This window comes from Flavobacterium palustre (assembly GCF_014639535.1).
In the GTDB taxonomy this organism is placed as follows: Bacteria; Bacteroidota; Bacteroidia; order Flavobacteriales; family Flavobacteriaceae; genus Flavobacterium; species Flavobacterium palustre.
In genome coordinates this window covers 101,994-115,812 of sequence record NZ_BMGA01000006.1, presented here as the reverse complement: position 1 = coordinate 115,812, position 13,819 = coordinate 101,994, and the positions used below count along the sequence as shown (strand labels likewise).

5 protein-coding genes are annotated in these 13,819 nt (G+C 32.8%); 4 read left to right on the top strand and 1 reads right to left on the bottom strand.

Annotation, left to right across the window (positions count from 1 at the left end; genetic code table 11):
* Nucleotide 1 precedes the first annotated feature (1 nt).
* Together IEV84_RS12090 and IEV84_RS12085 are read left to right on the top strand one after the other, a co-directional pair.
* Nucleotides 2–3,052, top strand: coding sequence for a chondroitinase family polysaccharide lyase (locus tag IEV84_RS12090; RefSeq protein ID WP_188494530.1), 3,051 nt, complete (start codon nt 2–4; stop codon nt 3,050–3,052).
* 7 nt (nt 3,053–3,059) lie between these two features.
* On the top strand, nt 3,060–4,193 hold the full coding sequence (locus IEV84_RS12085) for a glycoside hydrolase family protein (protein ID WP_188494529.1): 1,134 nt from the start codon (nt 3,060–3,062) through the stop codon (nt 4,191–4,193).
* Between the two features lie 160 nt (nt 4,194–4,353).
* On the opposite strand, the gene IEV84_RS12080 is transcribed toward IEV84_RS12085, so the two are convergent.
* Nucleotides 4,354–8,409: a hybrid sensor histidine kinase/response regulator transcription factor gene (locus IEV84_RS12080; RefSeq protein ID WP_188494528.1), complete on the bottom strand. Its 4,056-nt coding sequence runs from the start codon at nt 8,407–8,409 to the stop codon at nt 4,354–4,356.
* 469 nt (nt 8,410–8,878) lie between these two features.
* Here IEV84_RS12080 and IEV84_RS12075 point away from each other — a divergent pair, with 469 nt between their 5' ends.
* Entirely contained in the window at nt 8,879–12,088 is a 3,210-nt protein-coding gene (locus IEV84_RS12075; protein ID WP_229732673.1) for a SusC/RagA family TonB-linked outer membrane protein, read from the top strand.
* Between the two features lie 19 nt (nt 12,089–12,107).
* A complete protein-coding gene (locus tag IEV84_RS12070; protein ID WP_188494527.1) occupies nt 12,108–13,775 on the top strand; it encodes a RagB/SusD family nutrient uptake outer membrane protein in 1,668 nt (555 codons plus the stop codon).
* Nucleotides 13,776–13,819 lie beyond the last annotated feature (44 nt).

Here is a 13,819-nt window from a genome sequence, read left to right as displayed (position 1 = left end):
AATGAAAAAAGAGATTACAACAATTAGCAAGTTTTTTACAATCGGTATGCTTTTTACAGGATGCCTTACTTTTTCACAAGTAAAAGACGGCAGGCCAGCGAAAGAATCGTTTGAAAACGAAACTTCAATCATTAATTTTAAAAAAAATAAATCCAGCGTATTATCGATAAACGGGAAACACCATCAATCAGGGAAATCCTCCTTACAATGGGATTTTATTGGTGGTGGTTTTTTTGAAACTTCCAATTTTAGAATTCTGACTAAAAAAGAAAGTCCGTTAGCGTATGGCGATTATTTTCCAGCGAGTCCTACTTTAGTGATGTCGCTGTATAATGATAAAGCACAGAATGAAACAATCAAAATATCTTTTGAAAAGCAAGGCAAAGAAGAAGTTTGGTTTCCAATTAAATTAAATTTTACAGGTTGGCGCACCATCAGAGTTCCTATTTTTGAAATGAGTGGCAATGCTCCTAAAAAAGGTGATGCTATTGCTTATGATACTTTTAAAGTAAGCGCCACTTCAGAAAAAAGTAAAGGAAAATTATTTTTTGATGACATCGTGTTTTCTCAATATATGGATGATCGTCACCCTTATCCTGATGCTATGGTTCCTTTTATTAAAAAGGACAAACAAAATGGTGAAGATCATTGGATGCCGCTGATTAAAAATATGCAGCGAATTCATGATTTATCGTTGAAATCAGTTTCTGATAGCGAGAAAAAGGATTTGTCTGTTATTGAAAAACGTCTTGATAAAACTTTCAATAAAGAGGGGAAAAAGAATAATAATTTATCAAAAGCAAAGGAAGAGTATGCCAAATTAAATTTGATAAAAAGCGAGACGGTTTTAGGTGACCCTTTAGTATTTAAAGTTGATGAGGTTTATTTTGATGAAGAAGATGCAAAAAAGAATCACACACTTGATGTCCAGAGTTTTGGTAAATCGATAAAGAAGATTGCCGTTTTTTATCTTCAAAGTACTGATGCCGATAAATCTCAAATTGAAGAAATGTTTATTAATGCAAGCCGATATTTTCTGGATCAGGGTTGGCAGGATGGAGCATCTGGGGGAACAAGACATCATATTGGTTACAATACAAGAGAGGTAGCAGAAGCTTTTTATATGATGAAGGAACCACTAAAAAAAGCGGGTTTATTGAATGAAATAGGAAATAGTTTGCAATGGCTTTTTAATCTTGGTAAAGTTTTAGGACCGGAAGTTGAATATGAAGCTAATATTGATTATTACAACACCCAATCTTTCTATCATTTGTTGCTGATTTTTATGTCTGATAATGTTGATAAACAAGCAGCTTTATTAGATGCATATTCTAATTATATATCAAAAACGTTAGCTCTTGATAATGAAAAAGGTGTTTTCAAAATTGATGGTACTTCATGGCATCACGGAGGGCATTATCCGGCTTATGGAATGGGTGCTTTTGCGAGTATTCCTCCTGTAATTTATACGCTTTCGGGAACTCAGTTTAGAATTGATGAAGCTGGTCATAAAAACTTTAAAAAATCATTATTGACAACAAGAATTTATAGTCAATTGTATGATTATGGTTTTGGAAATGCGGGGCGTCATCCTTTAGAAGAAAATTCTATTAAAACATTAAAAAGTTCATTTTTGTTAATGGCACAATCAGGAAATCCAGAGGGAAATTCGAAAATTGATAAAGAAGTAGCATCCGCTTATGTAAGATTATGGGGTGACAGCGATAAATTAAAAAGTGAAGTTATAGAAAAAGACCAGTTACCAGGCTATCATGTGCTTCCGTATGCGGCAACGGCAATTCACAGAAGAAATGACTGGGCAGCAACGATTAAAGGTTACAGCAAATATGTTTGGGCTTCAGAAATTTACGTTGACGCAAACAGGTACGGAAGATATCCCGCAAACGGAAGTATTCAGATCATGAACATTGGCGGGGATTTAGGCAGCGGCTTTAAGCAAGATGGCTGGGACTGGAACAGATATCCAGGTACGACTGTAATTAATCTACCACTTAAAGAATTAGAATTAAATACAGAATTACTAATGTTCAGGTCAGAAGAAACTTTTGCAGGGGCTGTTACTTTGGGAAATAATGGAGTTTTCGGAATGAAATTAAATGAATCGAAGGGTTCAGATGCAGAAGAGTCGAAGAAGAATAATGGATTCCCAGGGAAATTGAAAGCCAATAAATCGGTTTTTTCTTTTGGAGATAAATTAATTTGTATTGGAACAGGAATTTCGAGTATTGATACGATAAATCCTGTGGAAACTAATTTATTTCAAAATTTTATAAGCGATAAATCGATGCCAATTTCTTCTTCAGAGAGCAAAAATATTTCAACTTTTCCTTATCAATCCTCAATGGAAGTAATAGGTAAATCAGGCAAATGGCTGATTGATGCGTATCAAAACGGATATTATATTTTATCTCCAAATACTATTGAAATTAGAAGGCAGTCTCAGGAATCTTACAATAATGCTTATTCGGTTAATACAGGTAAAATGAATCCAAAAGCAAAGGATGAAACGATTACAAAAGGCGATTATGCGTCTTCGTGGATAGAACATGGAAAAGCGCCTAAAGATGCTTCCTATCAATATGTTATTTATCCGGGACTCCAAAAAGATGCAGCTACTTCATTTGAAAATAAAGTGAAAAATGATAAATCATATCAAATTTTAAGAGCAGATAATATTGCCCATATTGTAAAAGATAATGAAACAGCAACAACTGGATTTGTAATTTTTAATTCGGAAAAAGAATTAGACGATGCTATTTTAAAAAGTGTTTCAGTTCCTTCACTTTTAATGATCAAGAACGAAGCCAAAAACATTACAATAAGTGTTGTTCAGCCTGATCTTAATTTTCAGACTAAGGATAAAGGATTTGATAATTATAGTATGCCTGTTGAATTGACTATTACGTTGAAAGGAAAATGGAAATTAAATCAGAATTCGGCAGTAAAATCTATTGTAGTTATAGGAGGTAATACGGAGATAACTCTGGAATGCAGACATGGATTTTCTAATCAGATTAATTTAAAAAAATAAGCTATCTATGAAAAAAACAGTTTTTTTATGGTTGCTGTTAATCGCAGTTCAATTAGTGTCATCTCAGGAAAAGTTAACCAATTTGTTAGAATTAAAGAAAAATTCCAAAAATGAAATTTTCCACAATCTGGGGAAAGCCGTTAAAGATGGTGGTTTTTATATGAAAGGCTATTGGGTTTGGGATAATTCAGTTATAAAAGGAGATGACGGGAAATACCATCTTTTTTCATCCCGTTATTCGGATACTATTGTTTTTCATCCGGGCTGGATGGTTTCTTCAGAAATTGTTCATGCCGTGGCCGATAGACCCGAAGGGCCATTTCATTTTGTAAACAAGGCTTTATCAGCAAGAGGAGCGCAGTATTGGGACGGTAGATCTACTTTCAATCCTCAAATTTTTAAGCATAAAGGAAAGTATTATATGTTTTATGTAGGATCCACTCATCCGTTTGAAGAAGCAAAAAAAGGAGAGCTTACTACGGAGAGTAAATGGTGTATTGTAGGTAGAAGTAATAAACGTGTTGGTGTGGCAGTGGCAAGTAGTCTTGATGGACCATGGCAAAGAATGGACAGGCCAATTCTAGAGACAGAACCCAATACTTTCTATAGCTTTCTGACTTCGAATCCAACAATGGTAATCAATGACGATGATTCGGTTTTAATGATTTTTAAAGCACGAGAATACGAAGGTAATGTTCACGGGCCAATGTCGCTTGGAGTAGCTTTTGCCAAAAATATTATGGGACCTTATGAAGTTCTAAATAACAAAAAAGCTGTTTTTGATGCCAAAGTAACTGGTGAACTTGAAGATCCTTTTTTATGGAAGGACAAAAGTGGATATCATGTTACTTTCAAAGATCATAAAGGAAAATATACAAGTGAATGGGGTGGAGGTGTTTTGGCTCATTCTGTCAATGGAATTGATTGGAAAATGGATAGTGACCCAAAAGCCTATTCCAAGACAATTCAATGGGACGATAATACATTAGAAAAAAGAGGACAAATAGAAAGACCTTTTATCCTTTTTGAGAATGGAAAACCTCGTTGTATGTATTTCTCAACAATGGATGGGCAAGGCGGTTTTGAAAATGGAACTTATTCAGGTATCGTAACAGTACCTTTTACTAATAATAAGCAATAGATTTTATAGACTATTTCTAATCTCTCGCAAAGGAAAAATATAAAAAGGGCTGTTTAAAAGTTTGAACAGCCCTCCTTTTTGTGTCTTGGTTTCAATCTGAAAAATTTCACAGTGTAGTCATCATGAAAACATATCAGGTGTTTTATTAAAATATTCTAAATCAATTAGTAGTTCCATTTGATTTATCCATTCCCTTGTTTTTAATATAGTCTGTAGGGGTAATTCCATATACTTTTTTGAATTCCCTACTAAAGTAGTTAGGATCATTGAAACCTACTTCCAATGCAACTGATAGAACTGATGTTTCACCTTTTTGGAAAAACTCGACAGCATGTTTTAAACGCTGGTTTTTAATGAATTCATTTAAAGAAAGGTTAGTAAGTGCACTAAATTTCTTGTATAAAAGTGATTTACTCATTCCAATTTCTGAAGTAATGTAGCTGACATCTAAATCGACATTGGCAATGTTGTCTTCAATAATTTTATGTAGTTTTTGTAGTAATATTTCATCCTGTGATGATTCTGTGTTTATTATAGCGGGTAATGTTAATAGTTGTTCACTATATTTTTTTTGCATTACCGCTCTTAAGGTTAAGAGATTGTGTATGTTAAGCTGCAAAATTTGCTCACTGAATGGTTTGGTAATATAAACATCGGCTCCATGCTGTAAACCATGTATTTGATGTATAGGTGCCGATTTTGCAGTAAGCATAATAACTGGAATATGTGAAGTACGTATGTCTGTTTTGAGCTTTTTGCAAAGTTCGAGCCCATCCATAATTGGCATCATCACATCGCTAATGATTAAATCGGGAAGGATTTGGATGGCCTTTTTCCAGCCTTCCAAGCCATTTTCGCTTTCATAAACACGATACTGATGTTCTAAAGATTGTTTTATAAAATCCCTTACTTCATCATTGTCTTCAACAATTAAAATAGTTGTCGTTTTATTTTTATCATTAATAACCGGACTGTCAATAAAGTTTTCGGAAGAATAGTCTATGATTTCTTCGTAAACAGTATTTTCAATTTTAGGTGTTGAAGTAAAATCACTTTCGTTTAAGTGTTCTTTACCAATTTGTAATTGGACCTTAAAAGTAGTTTTTCCATTTTGGTTTGCCGTTGCAGGAGTACTTTTTACACTGATTTTTCCTTTATGAAGTTCTATCAAACTTTTTGAAAGTGCTAAACCAATACCTGTCCCAAAGTGTTGTCCCACCTGATAAAAGTTTTTGAAAATAAAATCAATATTTTCGGAATCGATACCTTTGCCATTATCTGTTACACGAATGTTTATTTTTTGTTTTTTTAAGGTGATTTCAAGGTTTATACTACCATTGTTTGGGGTAAACTTGAAAGCGTTTGACAATAAATTGAAAAATACTTTTTCCATTTGGTCTTTGTCAAAATAGACCAAAATTTGAGGATGACTGCTTTTAAAAGTGTATTCAATATTTTTTGATTCGGCAAGCGTTTCAAAATGGTTAAAAATTTCTTTTAAAGCGCTTACAATGTCCTCCTCAAAAAAATACAGACGCAAATTACCGGAATCTGCTTTTCTGAAATCTAATAATTCGTTTACTAATCGGTATAATCTTTCGGTATTGTTTTTAATGCTGACAGCATATTTATTGGCTTGGGTATTTTCTATGGTTAATTGTTCTAATTTTTCGATAGGTCCCAAAATTAGGGTCAACGGCGTCCTGATTTCGTGTGATACATTGGTAAAAAAGTCTAATTTCATTTTTTCAAAATGGAGCTCTTGTTTAAGTACTGCTCTGGCTTTGAAAAATTTAATTATATAATTAGCTATTATAGAGATTATTATAATGTAAATTAAATAAGCCCACCAGGTTTTCCAAAAGGGAGGGAGTACCACAATTTCAATTTTTTTGACATTCTCGTTCCAAATTCCATCGTTATTGGCGGCTTTAACTAAGAAATGATACTTTCCTGCGGTTAAATTAGTATAGGTTGCCGATGGAACATCAACATAATTCCAGTTTTTCTCAAAACCTTCAAGCCTGTAAGCATATTTGTTTTTGTTGGACTTAATGTAATTTAATGCTGAAAACTCGATTGTGAAATTATTCTGATTATGATTGAAAGTTATTGTTTTGCTGAAGTTGATATCTTGTTCCAGAAGTTTGTTTTCATCTTTAATTTTAACAGGAATGTTAAATAATTTGAGGTTAGACAGTACAACATTTGGTACTATTTCATTTTTTTCTATATCGTGCGGTATAAAGCTAATTAGACCGTTGTAAGTTCCAAAAAATAACCTTCCATTACTATCTTTTAAAACTGAATTGGTGTTGAATTCATTGTCAGGCAAGCCATCCAAAATATTAAAACTTCTAAACTTTTTTGAAATGCGGTTGTATTTTACTAGGCCATTATCGGTTCCTATCCATAAGTTGGTGTCGTTGTCTTCTGAAATGGCTAGTATATTGTCATTTGGTAAACCATTTGTAGTGTTGAAAATTTTATATGTATTGTTTTTAAGATTAAGTAATGCTAATCCATTATGATAAGTTCCTACCCAGATATTTCCTTTGCTGTCTTCCAGAAAACAGTTAATATCGTAATTGAATGGCGTGTTTAAGCTGTCTTTAAAATTTTTATACTGCAGTTTGGAGTTTTGAAAAACGTGAATTCCGTTAGGAGTACCTATCCAAATAGTCCCTTTTTTATCTTCAAATAAAGCATTAATTGATTTTCTTCTGAATGTTTTTCCGCTGGTATTAAAGAAACTAAATTTTTTCTGGGCAATATCATAAATATTTAAACCGGTATCAGTTCCAATAAACAATTTGTTTTGTTTGTTCACCACCAAGCAGTTTACGTTATCTGAAGCAATGCTATTACTATTACTTTTGAAGACTTTGAAACTTGAAGTTTTAGGATCAAAAAGATTCAATCCTCCTAAAGTTGTTCCTATCCACACATTTTGGTTTTTGTCAATCGCTATAGTTTTTACTAAATTGGATCCTATACTGTTTTTGTTACTGATACTATTTTTATAAGCTGTAAATTGTTGGTTGCTCCTGTTAAAATAGTTTAAACCTCCGGCTTCTGTCCCAATCCACAAATTGTGGTTCTTGTCTTCGACAATAGCACTAATTATATTACTACTGATACTATTTTTATTGATGCTATTTTTATAAACAGTGAAAGGAGTATTGACAGAGTATACCACATTTACACCTCCAAAATAGGTACCAATCCAAATAGAACCACTTTTATCCTGAAAAATATCATAAATAGAATTTTGGCTTAAACTATTTGGTTTTGTAGGGTCGTGCTGGTAATTGGTAAATTGATGAGTGTATGGATTTAAAATTGACAAACCATCTTGGGTGCCTATCCAAAGAGATCCATTTTTATGGAGTAAAATTTTTCGGATATTATTGTTGACCAATGAGTTTTTGTCGGTAGTGTTTTTTACAAAGTGGGTTAACTGATCGTTTTTTTTGTCAAAAAGATAAAGACCGCTTTTTTTTGTACCAATCCAATATTTTGAACTTTGATCCTGAACAATGCTGGTAATTTGATCAATATTTTCAGTTTTTTTAAATTGGGAACTGAAATGTCTTTTTGTAATTAGTTTTTTATTTGCAAAAAATACTTCGAATAATCCATCAGATGTTCCCACCCAAATGTGATGATGATTGTCTTCAAAAAGTTCGGAAATTATTATGTTGCCCTTTGCAATTTTTATAGGGATTATTTTTTCACTGTTAGCTGCTTTAAATTTGAGTTGGGTTAATGAACCTATCCATAAATTTTCTTTGCTGTCCCGGAATACCTTCAAAATGTTTTCACTTTGTGGAATGATTGATTCAAAGGAATTATCTTCTGAATGGTATAAATCCAATCCGTCTGATACCACCCACATTTTATTATTTGGAGCTAATGTCAGTTTTTTGATATAATCATTTGAAGATATACTGCTTTTGTTTTTAGGGTCGTTTTTAAAAATTTTAAAATTACGTCCATCAAAACGATTTAAACCATATTTTGTTCCCAACCAAATAAATCCGGAAGAATCCTGATTGATTGATAAAACAGAATTATTTGAAAGACCATTTGTGATATCTAAATGATTAAATAATATTTGTTTGGTTTGGGCGAAGTTTTTTGAAGCAGAAAAAAATAAACTCCAAAAGCAAATTCCTAAAAAAAGAAATCTCCGGTTGTGATTTTTAAAAAGCATTAAAAGGTCTTAAGGGTTAAATAATGAAGTATCCATCGATACCGTTAAAATACTTTAACTTTATTACTAAAAATAAATAAAGATTGAGATGTAATAGGTTATACTGTTATAGTATTAGATATTGTTCAAAAATAAGGGAAATTAATAAGTCTAAAAAATAATAAAATTACTTAATGTCAAAATAAATTTTACCAGAATATTAAATTTGACATCATAATGGACTTAGTATTGAATTTAAAAGGGGATAACTATTATTTATTATGTTTATTTTGCTTGAAAATTCTTGAATATATTTAGTTTGAAATTAATGTTAAAGAATCTTAAGAGTATTAAAGTCGTGGTTAATTATTTGGTTTTTAGGTGATTGGATTATTTTCCCTCATAAATGGAAAATAATCCTGTTTAAAAAAAAGATTGTCAGATAGCTTTGTATATGAATTATTTCTGACACCGGTTTCGTGATCTTAAAATGACCAAAATTATAATCAAAACTAAATTAATGACTATGAAAAAATTGAAATTAAAATACCAACCTTTAGATAAGGTTTTAAAACAATTATTTGTTGGTGTTTTCGTGATGATGGCTCCAGTTATTGTACAGGCACAAAGCAAAACAATAACAGGTTCTGTAAATGATGACAAGAAAGATCCTCTTCCCGGAGTTACAGTTTTAGTAAGGGGAACTAAAATAGCTGTTACAACTGATTTTGATGGAAAATTTAAAATCAATGCAACTCCCACAGATCAATTGGCTTTTAGCTACATTGGTTTTGAAAATGCTACAATTACTGTTGGCGATAAAGCAACTATAAATGTTACATTGAAATCTACAACGAGTTCTTTAGATGAAGTTGTTGTTATTGGTTATGGTTCTGTAAATAAGAAGGATTTGACGGGTTCTGTTGCTTCTGTATCTATGGCAGATATTAATAAAGCTCCTGTTCGTTCTTTTGATGAAGCTTTAGCTGGTCGTGTTGCGGGAGTTCAGGTAACTTCCGATAGTGGTCAGCCGGGAGCAGGTGTGAATATTGTGATTAGGGGGAATAATTCGGTTACACAGGCTAATAGTCCTTTGTACGTAATTGATGGTTTTATTGTTGAGGGTGCAGATAATAATGCGATCAATCCTAGTGATATTGAATCGATGCAAATTTTAAAAGACGCATCTGCTACCGCAATTTATGGGGCAAGAGGTGCTAATGGTGTAATTGTAATTACAACTAAAAAAGGAAAAAAAGGGAAGACCGTTTTTAGTTTTTCCAGTTCTATAGGTGTACAAAATAGTATTAGTAAAATGGATTTAATGAATCCTTATGAATTTTTAAAATACCAATTAGAACTGAATCCTGCCTTAACTTCAGTGCCTCGTTCTCCAACAGAAATATATCTTTCAGATGGCAAGACACTGGATTATTACAAAACACAAAAGGGTATTGATTGGCAGGGCTTAGTAACTCGTCCTGCATTATTTCAAAATAATGATTTTTCTGCAAGAGGGGGGACTAATAAATTGAAGTATTCTTTTTCAGGATCTACTAGTAATCAGGATGGTGTTTTGTTAAATTCAAATTATAAGAGATATCAAGGGCGTGCCGTTATAGATTATAACATCACTGATAAATTGAAAATAGGTGTTAATGCTAATTATAGTCACTTAGAGCAATCTGGGATTAACCCAGGAACCTCAACTAATAGTGCTACTACTAATATTATGGTGTCGGTTTGGGGGGCTAGACCAATACTTACAGATCCTTCAGTACTTGATTTACTTCAGGATCCGGATATTAATGGGGCGAATGATTATAGAGTAAATCCAACTATCAATTTAGAGAATTTATATCGTTTAAATACAACTAAAAGTACCATTGTAAACTCTTATATCGAATATCTTTTTACAAAAGATTTGAAGTTTAAAACAACTTTTGGTATTAGAGAAAACCGATTGAGAGTAGAATCTTTTAATAATTCGCAAACCCAGTATGGATTTCCGGGAAACACAAATGGAGTGAATGGATCAATTTTACATAGTAATTCCAGTAACTGGCAAAATGAGAACACCTTAACCTGGAATAAACAACTATCTAAAAAATCAAAACTAAATGTTTTAGGAGGGTTTACAGTTCAAAAAAATGATAGTTGGAGTTTTGGGCAATCAGCAACCCAATTACCTAATGAGGATTTAGGGTTAGCAGGACTTGATCAAGGAGTACAACAAAGGGTAGATTCGCTTGGATCTGTGTGGACAATGAGTTCTTTCTTAGGAAGGGTTGATTACAATTACGCATCTAAATATTTCTTAACAGCTTCATTCAGGGCTGATGGTTCGTCTAAATTTCCTTCTAAAAATCATTGGGGATATTTTCCTTCTGCTGCTGCTGCTTGGAGTTTTGGTAAAGAGAATTTTATCAAAAACAGTAAAACAATATCAGAGGGTAAATTAAGAGCAAGTTACGGTGTAACAGGTAATAATAGAGTAGGGGATTTTGATTATTTAACTAATTATTTTAATCCATTAATAAATGCTTACGTCTTTGATAATGACTATGTTCCTGGAGTGGTACCTACAATAATTGGAAATTCTGATTTAAAATGGGAAACTACTGAGCAGCTTGATGCAGGTGTTGACTTAGGTTTTTTTAAACAACGAATTACTTTAACAGCAGATGTATATAGAAAAATTACTAAAGATTTGTTATTGAGGGCTCAACTTCCGCCTTCTTCAGGATTTGGTAGTGCTTTCAAAAATATTGGTAGTGTAGAGAATAAAGGTTTGGAATTAACCCTGACTACTAAAAATATTCAGACTAAAGATTTTAGTTGGACCTCCAGTGCTAATATAGCTTTTAATCAAAATAAATTATTAGCCTTGGCCGAAGGACAGGATAGACTTGAAAGTACTATCAGATGGGATAACAATTGGCAAAATACCAGTGCTTACATTGCAAAAATAGGGCAGCCTTTGGGATTAATGTACGGATATGAGTGGTTAGGCACTTATAAAGATGCTGATTTTGATATTACAGTAGATGGTAATGGCAATAATGTTTATACCCTAAAAGCTGATGTCGCTACTAATGGAAATACAAGAGCAAATATTCAGCGAGGTGATATTAAATATAAAGATCAAAACGGTGATGGTATTGTTAATGCTAGTGATTATACCGTAATAGGGAGAGGGTTACCAAAACATACAGGTGGATTTTCTAACAACTTTACTTATAAAGGTTTTGATTTGAATGTATTTTTCCAATGGTCTTATGGTAATGATATTTTAAATGCTAACAAACTTTTGTTTGAAGGGAATACTAAAGGTCAGCAATATTTAAATCAATTTGCCAGTTATGAAAATCGCTGGACACCAGAGAATTCTAATTCTGATATTTTTCGTACTGGAGGTTATTTTGGAGGTGGCTATTCCTCTGCTGTTGTTGAGGATGGTTCTTACCTAAGATTAAAAACAGTTTCTTTAGGTTACAATGTAAATTCCGATTTGGTTTCAAAATGGCATCTTAAATCATTAAGATTCTATGTTTCAGGACAAAATTTAATTACCTGGACAAAATATTCAGGACCAGATCCTGAGGTAAATGCTTATAGTTCAGCATTAACTTCTGGTTTTGATTTTTCAACATATCCTCGTGCCCGTACTATTGTTTTTGGAACTAATATTTCATTTTAATAACATTAATTCTTTTCAGATGAAAAATATATATATACTATTAGTTTTAGTGGCGGTAGTCACTAGTTCTTGTGAAGATTTTTTAAATACCGAACCAAAAAATAAGATTGCCTTAGAACAATATTATACTGATGAAGAAGGACTTACTCAGGCTTTAGCAGGAGTTTATGATCCATTGGGTGCAGAAGCATTGTATGGTAATAATCTGTTCTACAAATTAGAAGCCTGTACAGATGAAGGTTTTTATGCTCGATCTGCTCAAAAAATAGGGGTAGAGGTATATAGTTTTGATTTTACAAATGTAGATATTGCTAATATGTGGAGTACACTCTATACTGGAGTGAATAGAGCTAATGATTTAATAGCGCATATTGATGTTCCCCAAATGGACGAAGATAAACGCCAACAGATATTAGGAGAAGCTTTGTTTTTAAGAGGCTATTACTATTTTATGCTGGTAAGCAGATTTGGAGATGTTCCTTTAAAAATGAAACCCACTACAAGCCCTAACAATGTTCAAATACCTAGAACACCAACTGCTGAAGTATATGCTCAAATTTTAAAAGACATGACAGAAGCCGAAACAAAGGTAAGTACAATTACTGATTTGGGATACCCAAGCCGTATTTCGAAAACGGTAGTTCAGGGAATTCTTGCCAGAGTATGTTTGCAAATGGCAGGTTATCCTTTAATGGATACTGCAAAATATGCAGATGCTTTATCCTGGTCAAAAAAAGTGATAGATTCAGGAGAACATGCTTTGAATACAACGTATGATACAGATCCTGCTTTGGCATCTTTTAATCCAACAATAGCAATTAATACCTCTAATAATGCATACCGTCAAATTTTTATAAACATGGCAAGAGATGTTTATGATATAAAAGAGTCTATGTGGGAAATAGAGTTTAAAGGAAATCGTGCAGATGGACTTCAAGAAACGGGGCGTTTAGGTAGTCAAAATGGTATTACTATGACAGGAGTTAATTTTGAATCAACATTGGGGTATTGTTATGGTTTTATAAGAGGAACAAGCCGATTATTTAATGTTTACAATAAATACGGAACGGGTACAATGGATTTGCGCCGAGATTGGACATTAACAACTTATACTTTTAACGGTTCAACAGGAGCTAAGGTAGCTATTACTAATAAAACTACACCTTATGGCAGGGATTGTGCAAAATGGAGAAGAGAATACGAAGTGTTACAGCCTAAGAATAAGAATCACACGCCAATTAATTTCCCTGTTTTAAGATATGCTGATGTTCTATTAATGCATGCAGAAGCTGAAAATCAGGTAAATGGACCTACAAATGCTTATCAATATGTTAATCAGGTGCGCCGTAGAGGGTTTGGACTTCCAATTAATACTACCAGTTTAGTAGCTGATTTACCTGCAGGTCTTTCTAAAGCTAATTTTCAATTAGCTCTTGAAGATGAACGTATGCGTGAATTGTGTTTTGAAGGAACAAGACGTTTAGATTTAATTCGTTGGAATAAATTTGTTTCTACCATGAATGCAGTGGGAGCTGAAATGAGTGCAGCACCAACACCTGCAAACCAACAATATGGTGGTTTTGGAGGTGTAAATGTTACTCAAAAACATTTACTTTATCCAATTCCTTCTTCAGAAATACTATCTAATAAAGCAATACCTGCGACTGATAATAACCCAGACTGGTAAAATTAATTAATCTATAATCTAAAAGTTGGTAAAAATACTTTAAA